The 15,004-nt window shown below is 56.7% G+C and carries 14 protein-coding genes and 3 pseudogenes; 9 read left to right on the forward strand and 8 right to left on the reverse strand.

Features of this window, described 5'->3' with window-relative positions; all coding sequences use genetic code 11:
• The first annotated feature begins 74 nt into the window (after positions 1–74).
• The 5 genes from THIARS_RS17400 to THIARS_RS17415 all read left to right on the forward strand — a co-directional run bounded on the left by THIARS_RS17400 (position 75) and on the right by THIARS_RS17415 (position 3,174).
• On the forward strand, positions 75–1,337 hold the full coding sequence (locus THIARS_RS17400) for an AAA family ATPase (protein WP_094161980.1): 1,263 nt from the start codon (positions 75–77) through the stop codon (positions 1,335–1,337).
• Complete coding sequence (locus THIARS_RS17405; protein WP_094161981.1) at positions 1,337–2,017, forward strand: RloB family protein; 681 nt, start codon at positions 1,337–1,339, stop codon at positions 2,015–2,017. Before THIARS_RS17400 ends, THIARS_RS17405 begins: the two co-directional genes overlap by 1 nt.
• Before the next feature lie 205 nt (positions 2,018–2,222).
• Positions 2,223–2,396 carry a hypothetical protein gene (locus THIARS_RS18720; RefSeq protein ID WP_186436736.1) on the forward strand — a complete coding sequence of 58 codons (174 nt, stop codon included), beginning with the start codon at positions 2,223–2,225 and terminating at the stop codon, positions 2,394–2,396.
• Positions 2,397–2,470: 74 nt separating this feature from the next.
• The gene (locus tag THIARS_RS17410) at positions 2,471–2,785 is read left to right on the forward strand and encodes a hypothetical protein (RefSeq protein ID WP_094161982.1); all 315 of its coding nucleotides are present in this window, start codon (positions 2,471–2,473) and stop codon (positions 2,783–2,785) included.
• Positions 2,692–3,174 carry a hypothetical protein gene (locus THIARS_RS17415; RefSeq protein WP_186436737.1) on the forward strand — a complete coding sequence of 161 codons (483 nt, stop codon included), beginning with the start codon at positions 2,692–2,694 and terminating at the stop codon, positions 3,172–3,174. The genes THIARS_RS17410 and THIARS_RS17415 overlap by 94 nt, the downstream gene beginning before the upstream one ends.
• A gap of 102 nt (positions 3,175–3,276) precedes the next feature.
• Here THIARS_RS17415 and THIARS_RS18450 read toward each other — a convergent pair.
• Positions 3,277–3,450, reverse strand: a pseudogene (locus THIARS_RS18450) (IS3 family transposase); the annotation flags it as partial.
• Positions 3,451–3,545: 95 nt separating this feature from the next.
• Between THIARS_RS18450 and THIARS_RS17425 the strand changes: the two are divergent.
• Positions 3,546–3,875, forward strand: a complete 330-nt coding sequence (locus THIARS_RS17425) for an HU family DNA-binding protein (protein ID WP_094161985.1) — start codon at positions 3,546–3,548, stop codon at positions 3,873–3,875.
• A gap of 579 nt (positions 3,876–4,454) precedes the next feature.
• On the opposite strand, the gene THIARS_RS17430 is transcribed toward THIARS_RS17425, so the two are convergent.
• Positions 4,455–6,536, reverse strand: a complete 2,082-nt coding sequence (locus THIARS_RS17430; RefSeq protein WP_186436738.1) for a bifunctional diguanylate cyclase/phosphodiesterase — start codon at positions 6,534–6,536, stop codon at positions 4,455–4,457.
• Positions 6,537–6,937: 401 nt separating this feature from the next.
• On the opposite strand from THIARS_RS17430, the pseudogene THIARS_RS19320 reads away from it, so the two are divergent.
• A pseudogene (locus tag THIARS_RS19320) lies at positions 6,938–7,030 on the forward strand (helix-turn-helix domain-containing protein); the annotation flags it as partial.
• Between the two features lie 18 nt (positions 7,031–7,048).
• Complete coding sequence (locus THIARS_RS17435; RefSeq protein WP_245845971.1) at positions 7,049–7,270, forward strand: hypothetical protein; 222 nt, start codon at positions 7,049–7,051, stop codon at positions 7,268–7,270.
• A gap of 233 nt (positions 7,271–7,503) precedes the next feature.
• Here the strand turns inward: THIARS_RS17435 and THIARS_RS17440 are convergent, their stop codons facing one another.
• The 5 genes and pseudogenes from THIARS_RS17440 to THIARS_RS17460 all read right to left on the reverse strand — a co-directional run.
• Positions 7,504–8,250, reverse strand: a complete 747-nt coding sequence (locus THIARS_RS17440) for a 5-formyltetrahydrofolate cyclo-ligase (protein WP_094161988.1) — start codon at positions 8,248–8,250, stop codon at positions 7,504–7,506.
• 224 nt (positions 8,251–8,474) lie between these two features.
• A complete protein-coding gene (locus THIARS_RS17445; protein ID WP_094161989.1) occupies positions 8,475–10,013 on the reverse strand; it encodes an ABC transporter permease in 1,539 nt (512 codons plus the stop codon).
• Positions 10,010–10,792, reverse strand: coding sequence for an ABC transporter ATP-binding protein (locus tag THIARS_RS17450; RefSeq protein ID WP_094161990.1), 783 nt, complete (start codon positions 10,790–10,792; stop codon positions 10,010–10,012). Before THIARS_RS17450 ends, THIARS_RS17445 begins: the two co-directional genes overlap by 4 nt.
• A complete protein-coding gene (locus THIARS_RS17455) occupies positions 10,789–11,760 on the reverse strand; it encodes an ABC transporter substrate-binding protein (protein WP_094162230.1) in 972 nt (323 codons plus the stop codon). The genes THIARS_RS17450 and THIARS_RS17455 overlap by 4 nt, the downstream gene beginning before the upstream one ends.
• 343 nt (positions 11,761–12,103) lie before the next feature.
• Positions 12,104–12,856 (reverse strand): annotated as a pseudogene (locus THIARS_RS17460) (IS91 family transposase); the annotation flags it as partial.
• Between THIARS_RS17460 and THIARS_RS18725 the strand changes: the two are divergent.
• The gene (locus THIARS_RS18725) at positions 12,856–13,098 is read left to right on the forward strand and encodes a helix-turn-helix domain-containing transcriptional regulator (RefSeq protein ID WP_186436763.1); all 243 of its coding nucleotides are present in this window, start codon (positions 12,856–12,858) and stop codon (positions 13,096–13,098) included. The pseudogene THIARS_RS17460 and the gene THIARS_RS18725 sit on opposite strands and share 1 nt — an antisense overlap.
• A gap of 646 nt (positions 13,099–13,744) precedes the next feature.
• On the opposite strand, the gene THIARS_RS17470 is transcribed toward THIARS_RS18725, so the two are convergent.
• Positions 13,745–14,863 (reverse strand): Fic family protein, encoded by a 1,119-nt coding sequence (locus tag THIARS_RS17470; protein ID WP_094161991.1) that lies wholly within the window; start codon positions 14,861–14,863, stop codon positions 13,745–13,747.
• Positions 14,864–15,004 lie beyond the last annotated feature (141 nt).

Genomic DNA, 15,004 nt, shown 5'->3' on the forward strand with positions numbered 1-15,004 from the left:
AAGTAAAAATAACTTGCAATTTTGCTTTAAATTTGCATAATTTTAGTAAATTTCAAATCACAAAGGAGAATGCAATGCTGGTCGAGTTCCGCGTCAAGAACTTCCGGAGCCTGCGTGACGAGCAGGTTCTGAGTCTTGTGGCGTCCAAGGACAAGACCCTGCAAGACAGCCACACCCTGGCCACCGGTCTCAAGGCCGCGCCCAGCCTGCTCAGGAGCGCTGCGATCTACGGCGCCAACGCCAGCGGCAAATCCAACCTCATCAAGGCGCTGCAATATATGCGCGGCGTCGTGTTGGGGTCGGCCACAATCCAGCCGGGCCAGACCTTTGCCGTGCAGCCATTCCGCCTTGATGCCGAATCCGCCAGCCATCCCACGGAATTTGAGGTTACTTTCATTCTTGGCGATGTGCGTTACCAGTACGGCTTTGCCATGACGCCGCAGCGCATCGTCAGCGAGCATCTTCTGGTCTACAAGGCCTTCAAGCCGCAGCGCTGGTTTGAGCGTCATTTCGATGCAAAAACCGGAAAGGACGTCTACGACTTCGGCACCGGCCTCAGGGGGTCCAAGAACCTGTGGGAAGGTGCGACCCCTCAGAACGTGCTGTTTCTGTCGAGGGCAGTACAGCTCAACAGCGAGGACCTGCGCCCCGTATTCGATTGGTTCGCCAGCCGCTTGGTCATCTTCAACGAAGACACGCCGCTCGCCCAGAATTTTTCTGTGCAGATGCTCAAGCAACCGGAAAAACGCAAGGAGATTTGTGACCTCCTCACTGCTGCTGACATCAGCATCACCAATATCGATGTCGTGACACGCAAGGTCATAAGCCATGGAGTGAAAATTGATCTTGTCACGGGTGCGCAGGAGATCGGCCCTGTCGAGAATGAAGTGAACGAGTTGAAATTCCAGCATGTGACCGAAGGCGGCGAGGCGATCTTTGATCTCAAGGACGAATCCAGCGGCACGCGCAATCTGCTGTTTCTCGCTGGCCCGGTACTGGACATCCTCCACAAGGGGCTGACGCTGGTCATCGACGAACTTGACACCAGTCTGCACACCCTGCTCGTGCGCGAGTTGGTGCGGCTGTTCCATCGCCCCGACGTCAACACCGGCGGCGCACAGCTCATCTTCACCACCCACGACACCTCTTTGCTCGACGCCTACGGTCTATTCCGGCGCGATCAGGTGTGGTTCGTTGAGAAGAAAAAAGACCAAAGCTCCGAGTTGTATGGACTCACGGAGTTCAGCCCACGCAAAACCGAGGCTCTGGAGCGCGGCTATCTACAAGGGCGCTATGGCGGAGTGCCTTTCCTGAGTCAGTATGGATTGCAGCACTGATGGGGCGCGACAACTCTCCCAAAGAGCGTCAGCGCCAGCAACTGGAGCGCAAAAAGCAGGGACGGTGCGCCGGTTATGCCCGCATTTTGATCGTCTCCGAAGGACGTAAGACGGAACCGCTGTATTTCGACGAAATCCGCATCGATCAGCGTCTGCCCACCGCCAATATTGCCGCCATACCGAGTGCGCTTGGAACTGAGCCGATTCAGGTCGTGCAGTATGCGAAGGATCTGTTTGAGCGCGGTGACATCCACAAAGGTATCGAGCCGCGCGTATTCGACCAGGTCTATGCCGTGTTCGACCGTGACGACCATGCCAGCTACTTCAACGCCCTGGAGCTGGCCGAGTCGCTGGACGGCAAGCTGAGGAACGACAACAAACGGCCCGTCACCTTCAAGGCCATCGCCTCGGTGCCGAGCTTCGAACTGTGGCTGCTGCTGCACGACGAGGACATTCAGGCGCCGATTCACCGCGACGAGGTCATGCGCCGACTGAAGCAGCACATCCCCGGTTACGAGAAGGGCGCAGGCCGTGCCTTCGCCACCACCCGCGACCGGCTCGACACCGCCACGCAACGAGCGCGAGCGCTGGCCGCCCGCTTCAACGCCTACAGCGACCCCGAGCCCTACACCGCCATCGTCGAACTGGTGAATCTCTTGATTACGCTGCGCGGCGGCTGATCGATGCTCAATCCAGCGCCGGCACGCTCCAGCCGGAGCCTCCCGGCCCCTCATGTTGCTGTGGACGCTGCCACTGGGCTGTGCTTACCATGCCAGGCGCCGATCCTGTTCGACGCGATCGAGCCCCCACGCGCGGTTCGAACAGCCGGCCGCAAATCGCACGCCGATCATTTATCCTGCACGGGCCTGCAGGGGAGATTCAACCATGCCATCCCGACTGATTCCGGTGCTCATCGTCTTCGCCGCAGTCCCTCTTGGCCTGCTGGTCGCCGTCACTCTCGACTGGCTCGAAGAACGCGAGTTGCGACGTGCAGAACGCCGCGCACGCCTGTCCCGTGCGCAGAGCTGCCCGGGGCCAGCTCGCCCGCCACAGACCTGAGCCGCGCGGGTGCGACTTGCATCGCGCAGATCGCATGCTGTGATGGTGATCACCCACCTTTTCTGGAGATCACCATGCAAACTCCCCTCGATGCCGACGCCGCTGCCCTGCCGCATGCAGGCCTGGCTGCTGGCCTGCGCGACTTGACCCTGGCCCTGTTCTGGAGCGACGCCGCGGCCGGCGTGCGCGGGTGCCGGCGCCTGGCGCAACGCGCGACCCGCGCCGGCCTGCCACCGCAGCAGGCCAGGCTCCGTGCCACACACCGCCTGCTGGCCGGCATGGTCATCGTGACGCTGTGCACCCCGCCTCTGGGGTCATCGCCCTGGCCGCAGCCGGTCATGTCTTGGTGGGCAGCTCGGCTGAAGGACGCCACCTGCTGCTGGCGCTGAGCCTGGCCATCGGCCTGCTGTACGGCCATGGGGTGCTGCAACTCGGGCGGGCCGATGCCTGGTGGCGGGCGCTGTATCGCAATGCGGGGATTGCTGTCCAGGCCCTGCCCTTGCGGCGCGTGCTGGCGTCGTGGCGGCCTGAGGCGCTGGGCGCCTCGATCGGGCATCCCTGGACGCAGGCCCGGCGCTGGGCCTGGGCTGCGGGGGTCAATTTGCTGACCTGGGTCGGCATCCTGGCTTGGCTGCCGGCCGACAGCCCTCGCCTGGTCAGCTTCTGGCTGGCTGGCCTGGGGGTTCTGAGCATGACCTGGCTGCTCAAGCAGCACCACCGCTGCATGCTCCGGGCGCTGGCGGCCTTCATCGCCGCGGACGATGCTGTGTGGCGCTGAGCCCGTTGCGCGGTGTTCGCCGCGCGGCGTCTGCCATGCATTTGCTGAAGCGGCTTGGTCGTCGATGTGCGCGCCTGACTTGTGGTGCATGCGTTGCATGATCCAGACTTTATCGACCCCATAGACCTGCAGATTGGATTGCCAGCCGCGCTCAATGTGCGGGATCAGCCTCTGATCGCGCTGGGCGCGGGCGGGCAGCAATCCAGGATGTCGCTGCCTGGCAGCATGCAGGCGGTAACCGGACGGGGCGATCTGCAACACGCTGCAGATCGGCTCGGGGTCTATGTGAGGCGATGGTGGGTGGGGCTAGCGGCGGTAGACTCAACCGATGATTTGCGCACCGATGCGCGCCAACTTGATGAAACGCTCACATGAACCGCTCTGATCTGATTGCCCGGCTGCACACTTGCTTCCCGAATCTGCGACAGCGTGATGTGGAGGAGGCCACGGAGGTCATCCTCGGGGGCATCGTGCAGTCACTCGTGAAGGGCAAACGCGTCGAGATCCGCAACTTCGGATCGTTCCGCGTCACGGTCATCCAGCCGCGTATGACGCGCAACCCGAGAACCGGCGAAACCTTCCTGCGGCAACGCACTCGCCTGCCCCGCTTCAGGGCAGGCAAGCCGTTGCAGGTTCTGGATCCACGGTCAGACGGTCATGTGCATCGCTTGGAGCCCCGAATCTCGTCCGATGCGCGCTGATCAACCTGGGCATCTTGATTGACCTCCGGCCGATTCCGGTGGCTCATGCGCAGGTCGGGGAGTTACCCTGAGTTGTCTCGATACGGCGGCGGGCCAACATCGGGATGTCAAAATGTCCATCGCTTCCATCATTATGGATCCGGTACGAACATAGCTAAACTTTTCGTGCGACTTGGTGTCCATTGGAGATGGAGAAAGAAGATGCCCGTTTTCAGAAATTGGAGCAGTTGCATGAGAGGCGCAAGCAAGTCGCGCGACTGCATCGTGCGGGCACCGCGTGATGGCCATCGTGGCACTCATGAGCTTGAGCTAGCCTGCGGTTCGCAAGGCGCTGGACTTGGATGCGGCCCTATTTGACTGAGGCTTGGTTGCACACGCTGTTTGCGCTGAGCAATCTCTAGATGGTGCGACGCACGTTGTTGCATGAAATGAGAGAATCCGTGTCGGTCTACAGGCAGCCTAAGGGGTGTGAAACGCGGCGAAATCGCCCCTCAAACGCCCCGCTGCACGTAGCAATCGCAGTCAACTGAAATCACACTTCCCTACGTAAAATTCATGTTTACCGAAACTGCAAAGAAACTATTCCATCCTGGCTGCTTCATGTAAGACATGACGTAGCTGACTCCCAAGTTCTTGATATCGCTTAATAGGTAGTCTAAGGTCGGTGTCATGATGCCTGGCCATGTCGTGCAGTAAAACAAGTTGTTTTCGGTATAAGGAAAATGCCTCCGGGATGCACGCAAGAATTCCGCCCAAAGCGCTTGAGATCTGGCCGGAAAGCGTTTCAGCGTTGAGATGCCGAGGAGAGCTTAACAATAAACCAATAATATTGGAGTCCATAGTAAGGTGTTTGGTATACGCTACCGCAAAAATATTTTTTTGTGGAGGATTTTCCCAGCTATTGAGCTGATGCAGTAAATTTGGTACATCTGACGGCTGCTGCGGCATCGCAATGCCATAGCCTTGGATTTGGTTTATTCCCAAGGCCTGCAGAATGTTAATGACCTCTGGTGTTTCTGCACCCTCAGCAACCAAATCAACGGCTAGACCGCGCGCCAATTCCCGAACACTTAAGACAAAGGCGATGTCCTTCAAATTGCTCGAGAGTTCACGCACAAAAGCTTGGTCTAATTTAACTTCATCAATGGGAAAATTTCGCAACCGAAGTAGGCTTGAATAGGCTGCCCCAAGATCATCGATGGCTAATCTAATCCCCATGGCGCGAAGCTCAGTTAACTGCCTTATCGCTGCTTTTTGCGATAAAAATTCTCCCTGCTCCAAAATTTCAAGTGTGATCTGATGGGGCTCTACATCGTATAAATTGAGGCCGTTATAAATTCGTTGAGGCAATTGTGAATCAACAAGAGTTAAAGGTTCAACATTAATTGAAATTGACGTTATGCAGTCATTTTCAATCTTCCATTTTTGTACTTGATTTAGCACACCCTCTAATACTGCATCAAAAAGCTTCCGTCTCTGGCGTTGATTGAGCGATGGGATGAAATTGGATGGCATCGTGAGTCTGTCACCATCACGCAATCGAGCCAAGGCCTCTAGTCTAACCACGCATTTACGTGAAATATCAAAAACGGGTTGATAGTGCAATTCAAGCTGACTTGAAAAGAGTGCGCCTAAGTCTTGACTAGATCTGCTTGCATGGCTCAGTGACTCCGATTTGAAAATTTCCCATGGTGTGTCAATAATTTTTTTTCTGCCCTTTGCGACATACATGGCGCGATCAGCATGCCGTAATAATGTTTCGGCATCCGTTTCATGTTCTGGCACTAGGATGACGCCCAGGCTACTGGGGCATTCGACGCTGTTGCCATCCGATAAAATATAAGGTTTTTCGAGGATTGCGCATATCCGATCCAAGAGGTTTTCCAAACAGGCCTTACCCTGAACGCTGCCGAACACGAATGCGAATTCATCGCCGCCCAAGCGGGCAATGAAATCAACATCGCGTGCCACTGTGACCATTCGTGCAGCAAGCTGTTTAAGAACCTGGTCGCCAGCAGCATGCCCATAGGTGTCATTGACGGGTTTGAAGCCATCTAAATCAAGTATGGCTACCGCCATATGATCTCGATTTTCCTGAGATTGATTCAGTATTTTGCCGAGATGATCTAGTAAGTACCGCCTATTTGGCAAGCCCGTCAACGCATCATGCTGCGCCTGCTGAGCCAAATTTTCTTCAAGCGATTGTCGGTAAAGCGCGGCATATATCAAATCGGAAAGCAATTGAACAATGGCAAGTTGGGTGGCATTTGGTGGCTGAATTGGTTTACTTTTAAACCATGCAATGGCCATCACGGCGCGTCGATCATCTTCTGGTCCAATGGGTATGACGAAGTTGGCCTGTATGCCGGTTTCAATAAATTCTGGTATTGCATAGGGACTTTCTTTATAGTTTTGTGTGAAAATCGGAGAGCCAGTTCTTAGGGCTACACCAGCGGTGCCGGATTCGCTGGAGAATGTAAAACTGGACGCCAGCTTTTGATAGTCCGCAGGGAGCCCTTGGAAAAAACGATACTGAAGGCGGTTATCCCCGGCATGCTGGATTAATGCTGCCCCATCCGCTTGAACTGCACGTGCGGCCTCTGTTGCTGCCAACTCAAAGAATTTACTGAAATCGCGCTCACCAGCAAGGCGCCGGATCATACTTATATCGACGTGTGGATATAATTCATTCATTTTCGGAGCGCCCCTCATGATAAGAAATTATTATGCAAACTAGAATTTAAAATATTTTTATTCAAGCACCATGACCTATAGTGCGCGACAATATGATATACTATTTATTTTGTCAAAAAGACAACCCACCCGAAATTAAAATTTTATTTAGATATTATAAAAAGTGTTTTCTTGCGACAATTAGTCCTTGTTTTAATCTAATTTATTCATAGAATTTCTTCAGAAACTTTACGTGGCTGAGTGCAAGCAAATTCTATGCTAGGCGTTGGCTTGCACCATCCTCGTGCTTGCAGATCTTTGGTGATGCGATAATTCACAAAATACGCATTTCTGGTAGGTCAGATTGAGCGGGCGGCCTCAAATCTGAAGTGCCACGTTTTGCCATCCGGAAGGCCGAGAAGGTCAGCCTGCGGGACATGGCCCGCAGGCTGGACCGTTCGCCCTCGACCTTGACGCGGGAGCTTGCCCGCAATGCACAAGTGAACGCGACCGGATACGACGCCATGGTGGGGCAGACGCCGCGTCCCCAGTCGCCCTGCGACGAAGCTGGCCCCCAGCAGCGTGCCGTGGGGTGGGGTGCGGTGCGCGAGATGCTGGCGTGGAAGTGGTCGCCCCTGGAGATCGCCGCGACGCTCAAGCGCACATATCCCGACGATTCCAGCCGCCATGTGTTCTACGAGACGATTTACAACGCCATCTAACCCCAAGGGTGTTGCACTTAGCACTTGAAATCGCCCCTGGTAATTCGAGGCGCCCTATACTCTCGCGAAAATTACCTCTTTTAGGAAGCATTGATTTCCTCGGAAAACACAACGCTTGGTCTGGTTTGGGCCATTGCAAATCAATGGTTTGCGATATGTGGGGCGTGCCGGCATCGAATAAATCAGCGTCTCCTTAAAGTCGGCAGACACTTGGTAAATCTCTTCCTCGGTCTTCATAACGAAAGGTCCGCTTCCATGGCCTTGAGTTCTTGTAGCGGAGGAATAGTTTCAAACATGTGTGCGTCAAGGAGTTCCCAGACAATACCGCATGTGGGCTTGTGCGCATTCACAACTTCAATGGTGCGCGTAGGCGTAAAGATGACATCAGCCACAGTATCAAACACCTCTGGATACAGAGTCTCTGTCAGTACCTGGCAGTCGTGAACCACAGCGGCCGAAGGGGTGGCAGTAGTGATCTTGCCAATACGATAAAGCATGCCCCACTCTGCATCAAAAAAACCATGCCCCTTGCCAAAGCGCACACCAGCCTCATTGATAGCGCCGGTGCCTGTAATCATGCAATCCAGCAGGGGCAATTGCGTCTTGATATCCGCGAGCGTCATCGGTTTGGCATGACGTTCCATTCCATCCAGCGTCACGGCGTATAACCAGCGATCTTTCGGTATGGTGGCTGGGTCAATCAGCCAGAAACCACGCCGGATGGAATAGGTGGTCATCAGCACATGTTTGCCGTCCTGTAGTGCGCGGTAACGGAGCAGTTCTAGGCAATTGTCGGGGGTAATGAATAGGCACTTCGCATTTTGGTAGCATGGGTGTTGGATCAGCCGCTCCGTAGCTTGTTCGCTGCCCTGAAAGTCGGCAATGAACTCGCCAAAATCGAAGTGAAAACGACTGTCCGGATAAGCGACCTGACGCAAATCTTGAAAGACGCGCTCACGAACTGAACCTTTGTGATCCATGATGAACCTCTGTTTATGAGGTGAATACAAAAACAGCTGATATTAAGCATCAAGTCCGTGCGAACATAAGCGACTGCGCGCTAGTCAGAATGCAGTAATCGCCAGCGCAGTCACTATTCGCAGTCACTATTTCTACTTTCATGCGGCAAGGTCATAAAACTGCTCCGACGCCAACACCCCGAAACTGAATGCACGATTTTGCCGAGCATTTACCGGCAAATACACTAGAAGCGTCTGAGAAGAATGGACTCGATGGTGAAAACAACTGCGTAGAACATCGTGGCAACCGCGACTGATACAAAGGCAACGGCCCAAATCATTCCATAATCGAGCATGCCACGAGACTGGTTCAATAAGTTGCCAAGGCCGACCCCAGTGGCGAGCCATTCTGCAATCATCACTCCCAGGAGTGCGCGCGGTGCGGCCAGCCGAGCAGCAGCTAAAATATAAGGGGTTGAGAAAGGTATTGCCACCGAAAACAGTTGGCGAAAGGGTCCAGCCCCATAGCTGCGCACGACATCAAACGCAATTTTTGGTACCTGTGCTAGCCCCTCGCTGATGGTGACAAAGGCAGGGAAAAACGTCACCGAGATCGCGATGACAAGCGTGGCCGTCAGGCCGCGACCAAACAGGAGAACGATGAGCGGCGTCAGGGCAACCAACGGCATGGATTGCGAGACAAGCGCGATTGGCATAAGGCTGCGCACCAATGGTGGCATGAGTACGCCCAGTATCGCGAGAATGAACGCGAAAAGTATGCCGACAGCGAGTCCATAGAGGGCATGTGGCATGGTGATCGCAAGCGCGCTAATCAAAGTTGCCCGTGAATCCCCAGCACCAGAAGCCGTGAACAGGTATTCAAAAACACCGGCTGGCGTCTTTGCGATAATAGGTGATAATCGCGCAAGATCCAATAGGAGCCACCAGGCTGTAAATGGCAGCAAAACAGTCCCGATCAACTGGAATAAATGCTGCATCCGCGTCTGTAACACCGGCATGTGACTGCGCCCTGTGGCAAGGGTGGCTGGAGTGGCCCCACGAGTAAACAAGACACCGAGAAGCCAAGCAATGCTGTAGGCGAAGCCAGCCAAGGCAGTGGCGACCAAGCCAATGCCCCAAAGACGAACGGGGTCTGCGCGCCCCATAGAGCCCAGCAAAAAACTGCCCAGCCCCCACCTTAATCCGCTACCAAACTCGCCCAGGATTGCGCCTAGAACAGCATTTGGCGCAGCAATTCGCAGTCCAGCCAGCATTGTTGGTAGGCCTGAGCGAAACCGGATTAGGCGCAAAGCTGTCCATGCCCCTCCACCGTAGGCGTGCACAACGTCTAAAGCTCGCGTATCAGCTTGACGCATGCCAAGTATGGCTGACACAAGGCTCGTGTAGTACACCATTAGGGCGGCAATGACGACGCGTTCGACCTGAGCATCAAGCACAATAAGGAGCACAGGGACCACAGCGATGGGGGGGACCGTAAAAATTGCAATGTTGATCCCTGCTGTCCATCGCTCGACGAGCGGCCATCGGATCACGAGCATCGCCACGATCAGTGCTATCGCATTGCCCGCTGCGAAGCCGAGGAATGCAGCCTTGGCTGTCGCCATGACGTGAGGAAGGTACTCCGCGCGGTCACTGAAAATCTGTGTCAAGATCGCCGATGGCGCGGGAAGGACCCCATCTGCTACCCAACCATTTTGTCCGGCGAGCTGCCACAAACCCAGCAGAGTCAGGAGCCCGACAATCGTCGAATAGCGAGACCTCATGCTGCTTGAGTACCTTCCAATAGCGTTGCAAGCTCGTCCACCAACGCATGGAATTCGGGAGCACGCATCAGCGCCCGAGGTCTTGGACGCGGGAATGGCACTGGCAAGATACGCGTAATGCGCCCAGGATGCGACTGCATGACCACGACTTGGTCGGCTAGGAACACTGCTTCTTCAATGTCGTGCGTCACTAAAACGGCTGTGGCTGGTTGTTCCAACCATATGCGTTGGAGCTCCAGGTTCATACTGCGTCGAAGGATTTCATCTAGTGCACCAAAGGGCTCATCGAGCAGAAGCAGACTAGGATTGGTTACAAGTGCACGCGCAATTGATGCACGCTGGCGCATACCGCCGGAAAGCTGGCGGGGAAGTGCGTCTGCGAATGCAGAAAGTCCGACTAGTCTGATCAGACTATCGACGCGGGGCCGCCAATTTGTCGGGCGATGACCTAGTACATCAAATGGCAGTGCGACGTTGCGTCTAACACTACGCCAAGGCAGGAGTGCAGGATCCTGAAAGGCTACTCCTAACGCACCCCTGCGGCGCAGCACATCGGGCATGGATCCCCCGACAAGTACCTTGCCACTATCCCCGCTCTCAAGCCCCGCGATGATCCTCAGCAAAGTGGATTTGCCGCAGCCAGATGGGCCGATGAGCGCAGTGAACGAACCCTCAGGACAGCTCAGCGAGATGTCTTGCAATGCCCGAACTGCCTTGCCCCCCACGGAGAACGACTTCTCAAGCTGAGAAATCAAGAGCGAAGGGAGCGATGCGGTCATAGCTCAGCGAGGAGAGATGTGTCGAAATACTCTTTCTTCGCCTTGATTCCAATTGCTGCCAGCGCCTTAATGTTCATTTCAACACCCTCTGGCGTCATCGCATAGATCCCTTTCGGGCTCTCGATCAGCGGCTTGTCCGCTGTATTCGTAAATACGTCGTTAGCCGTCGTACGCCCTGTTCCCTTGAACCAAGTCGTCGAAAATTTCGGTGGGTAAAAGCTGGGATCCTTCAGGTTTTCCACCCATCCCTCTCGGCTGGCTCGCAACCAACCTATGAGTGCAGCTCGCTTTTTTTTCAGTGTGTTTAATGTCACGACAACCGTATCGTTGTAAATCGTAAAACCATAATCATAGAGCAAAAATGACGAGGCTTTAAGTCCTGCTTGTTCTATTGTGAAAGGAACATCTGTCGTGAAATCAACAGTAGCGTCGACATTTCCCTTGATAAGTGGCGTGGGGTCATATTGATAAGGAACGATCTTGACCGATTTTGGATCAATTCTATTCATCCGAAACATCGCCATCACGGACAAGGTGTTGACAGGTGGCACTGCAAGCACTTTACCGACGAGATCTGCAGGCTTACGGATATTCGACTTAGCCAAACTGACGACACCGAGAGGATTTTTCTGGAATTGCGCACCTATGATGCGAAATGGCGCGCCGTCCTTAGCGATAGCCTTGATGGTCGTATCTGGTGTTGTTAGTGCAATGTCTGCTGCGCCGCCGAGCAAGGTGCTCTCAGGTATGACGTCCGGCCCACCCGGTTTGTAATGCAATACAACCCCCTGCTTTTCGTAAAGATGGTTATCCATAGCCACGAAATATCCGGCAAATTCGGCATCATTGACCCAAGAGGCTTGCATGCTCAAAGTTGTCAAATCAGCGGCTAGACTGGTCCGCGCGAAAAAGGGTGTAGTCAATGCAGCGAGTGAAGCTTTGAGGACAGTTCGGCGTTCAGGGCACATCGTCAACTCCAATGGTCAGAATTAGAAAATTGCGGAAATTCACACATTGCGCTTATGCAGTGAGGAGTGAAGTGGCCCTATTTGGCTGAGCCTTGGTTGCTGAAATGAATACATCCATTAATGTAATATGGTGAATTTTTGTATACCATTTTTACAACGATTGTACGCAAGCAATTGTCATGCCAACAGAAATGCGTAAATCGCATGGCTAGAGAGCTGCCTAACACGTCGCGCCTGTCGTACGATGCACAAAATTGGAGCCTGATTGCGCTGCAATGGGGCTGAACCTACAGCAGGTTTCGGGTGTGACTCAGGACGAGTCCATCGGATTGGTGAATGCTGCTGAAAGGCCTGATGTGCGACGGCCGTTGGCCAGCAAGCCGTCGTGGCGAATGCGATGCAAGCCGGCGGGCAGCACATGCAGCAGGAAGCGGCGCATGAACTCGGTGCAGGCCAGCGTCATGACCTTGCGACGCATGCTGCCGCGGGCGCGGTAGTCCTTCCAGCGGAAGGTCACGCCGCGCGCGTCCATGCTGAGCAATCGGCTGTTGGAGATCGCCACCCGGTGCGTGTAGCGCGACAGGTAGGCCAGCACGGCCGCGGGGCCGGCGAACGGGCGCTTGGCGTAGACCACCCATTCGGTGCGGCGCAGGGGCGCGAGCCAGTGGGCGAAGGCGCCGGCTTCAGCCAGCGCCGTGAGCTCGCCGAAGAAGCGCAGTCGCCCGCCCTCGTGCAGGCGCTGGAGTTCTTCGAGGAAGCGCCGCCGAAACAGGCGCGAGAGCACGCGCACGGGCAGGAAGAATCCGGCTCGGCAGGCGCGCCAGGTACCGTCGGGTGCCAGGCCGCCGCCGGGCACGATGCCGTGCACATGGGGGTGATGCGTCAGCGCCGAGCCCCAGGTGTGCAGCACGAGCGTGGCGCCGATCCGAGCACCGAGGTGCTTGGGGTCGGCGGCAATGGTCAGCAGCACTTCGGCGGCGACGTCGAACAGCAAGGCATACACGGCGGCCTTGTTCTGGTATGCGATCTCGGCGATGGGCGTGGGCGGCGTGAAGACGACGTGGTCGTAATCGACCGGGAGCAGATCGGCCTGGCGTGCAGGCCATCACATTGTTCGTCAACGGTGAGCCAGAATCGGCGAAGCTGATCCTGCGCGACCTCGTCAACGCTACGGTCGGTTTCGAGGCGCTGGCTGAAGAAATCCACAAGCCGGCCAAGAGTCTGCACCGGATGCTGTCGCAGTCCGGCAATCCGACCATGAGCAACATCTCGGCAGTTTTTGCGGCCATCAAGCATGCGCTCAAGGTCGAGGTCCATACAAAGGTGGTGCTGGCCTGATTTCAACGCAAGGCTTCACCGACTTTGCTGCGCCGATGGTTGGCGGCCGCACGGTCCGGGAGATTGATTCTGGTTGCTGATCGTCTGCGATACAACGTATCTCAAGTGAGAGATCGAGGAGATCACCATGGCTGCAAAAACTGGCGGCCGACAATTACCTTGCGCTCAGCGACAACTGGGAGCCTCGAAAAACCGCCGAGACGCTGGCATGATGTTGCCGGTGTCGAAGGCATGAGGATGTGGAGATGGGCGGGGCGTCAGCACGGCTGTTGCGTCGTCGTTCATGCATCAATCCCTGAAGTTGGTCGGGTGACAGGACGGGGCAACATGAACACCGCCCGGCGGAGAGTGCCCAGAACTCGTCACCTTTGACGCAGCGGGTGCTGCAGGCCTACCGCTGGGTCGCGGCCAGCGCGCCGCCTCCGGCTGCCGCCTGACCTGCGCCCGGACCCGCGTCAAGACGGGTTCGCTGGACGCATACACTCATCCGCTTCGACCGCGACGAGGTCATGGCATGGGCCAAGCGCTGGTTGCAGGAGGCCAAGGATCAGGGCATCAACGCAAAGACCGATCCGGACGACCAGCGCAGATCGTTGCAGCAGGCCTTGGCATCGCTGCCCGTCTGACTTCCGCTTCCGGCATCCGACTACTGATCCGCCAATTCGTAGCCGGTGCTGCGCCCGCCGCCGGGCGACTTCTTCAGCACGCCCAGTTCCAACAGTTGGGTGATGTCGCGCAGCGCGGTGTCGGGCGAGCACTTGGCGATGGCTGCCCACTTGCTGCTGGTGAGCTTGCCCTCGAAGCCGTCGAGCAGACGGTTGAGCAGCTTCACCTGCCGCTCGTTCAACGGCGTGCCTGCCCTGCGTTGCCAGAAACGCGCCTTGACCAGCACGGCATCCAGTGTGGTCTGCGCGCTGGTGACGGCGCGCCCGAGCGTACCGAGGAACCACGACAGCCAGCAGGTGACGTCGAGCGTGCCTTTCTGCGAGCGCTCCAGCACGTCGTAGTAGTCCTTGCGCTCGCGCTGGATTTGCGCCGACAGGCTGTAGAAGCGTTGCGGGCTACCATCGGCGCGGGCCAGGAACAGATCGCCCACGGCGCGGGCGATGCGCCCGTTGCCGTCGTCGAAGGGGTGCAGCGTCACGAACCACAGATGCGCCAGCCCGGCCTTGATGAGCATCGGCTCGCCGGTTTCCTCATTGGCCCACGCGAGGAAGCGCGCCGTCTCGGCGGGCAGCATCTCGGCGGGCGGCGCCTGGAAGTGGACCTTGCGCCGCCCCACCGGGCCGGAGATGACCTGCATCGGCCCGGCGGCATCGTCGCGCCACTGGCCCACGGTGAGCTTGTTCATGCCCGAATACCCGGTCGGGAACAGCGCCGCGTGCCAGCCGAACAGGCGCTCGGCGGTCAGCGGGGCGGCGGCGTGGGACGTGGCGTCGAGCACCATCTCGACCACGCCTTCGACGTGCCGATCGACCGGAGCTACTGCGCCGATGTCCACGCCCAGACGCCGGGCGATGGACGAGCGCACGGATTCGACGTTCAGCACTTCGCCTTCGATTTCGCTGGTCTTGACTACGTCCTCGGTCAAGGCGGCGAGACTAGCCTGATCGCGCAGCGCCAACCCCACGTCGGCCAGGCGGCCCAGCAGCACGCCTTGGGCGCGGCTGACCTCGGTCAGCGGCCCGGCCAGCGCGGACAGGTCGTAGCGCCAGTTGGGCCAGTCGTCGGCTTGCCAGATGTAGTGTTGTTCTCCGCCGTTCATGCGGAGATTAAACACCCAATTCGCCGCAAGGGCAAGTCATTCTCCGCGTCATACGCGGCGAATGTGGCGGCTAATCGCCGCATCCGGCAGCCCCGGTCGTCGCCTCAAGATGTTCCTATTTTCTCCGCGCGACGCTTTGAA

This window comes from Thiomonas delicata, assembly GCF_900088825.1.
Lineage (GTDB): Bacteria > Pseudomonadota > Gammaproteobacteria > Burkholderiales > Burkholderiaceae_C > Thiomonas_A > Thiomonas_A delicata.

Bases quoted from the DNA above. Each gene is read 5' to 3' on its own strand.
- THIARS_RS17400 (WP_094161980.1), top strand. From the start codon at position 75: ATGCTGGTCGAGTTCCGCGTCAAGAACTTCCGGAGCCTGCGTGACGAG.
- THIARS_RS17405 (WP_094161981.1), top strand. From the start codon at position 1,337: ATGGGGCGCGACAACTCTCCCAAAGAGCGTCAGCGCCAGCAACTGGAG.
- THIARS_RS18720 (WP_186436736.1), top strand. From the start codon at position 2,223: ATGCCATCCCGACTGATTCCGGTGCTCATCGTCTTCGCCGCAGTCCCT.
- THIARS_RS17410 (WP_094161982.1), top strand. From the start codon at position 2,471: ATGCAAACTCCCCTCGATGCCGACGCCGCTGCCCTGCCGCATGCAGGC.
- THIARS_RS17425 (WP_094161985.1), top strand. From the start codon at position 3,546: ATGAACCGCTCTGATCTGATTGCCCGGCTGCACACTTGCTTCCCGAAT.
- THIARS_RS17430 (WP_186436738.1), bottom strand. From the start codon at position 6,536: ATGATCCGGCGCCTTGCTGGTGAGCGCGATTTCAGTAAATTCTTTGAG.
- THIARS_RS17440 (WP_094161988.1), bottom strand. From the start codon at position 8,250: ATGGATCACAAAGGTTCAGTTCGTGAGCGCGTCTTTCAAGATTTGCGT.
- THIARS_RS17445 (WP_094161989.1), bottom strand. From the start codon at position 10,013: ATGAGGTCTCGCTATTCGACGATTGTCGGGCTCCTGACTCTGCTGGGT.
- THIARS_RS17450 (WP_094161990.1), bottom strand. From the start codon at position 10,792: ATGACCGCATCGCTCCCTTCGCTCTTGATTTCTCAGCTTGAGAAGTCG.
- THIARS_RS17455 (WP_094162230.1), bottom strand. From the start codon at position 11,760: ATGTGCCCTGAACGCCGAACTGTCCTCAAAGCTTCACTCGCTGCATTG.
- THIARS_RS17470 (WP_094161991.1), bottom strand. From the start codon at position 14,863: ATGAACGGCGGAGAACAACACTACATCTGGCAAGCCGACGACTGGCCC.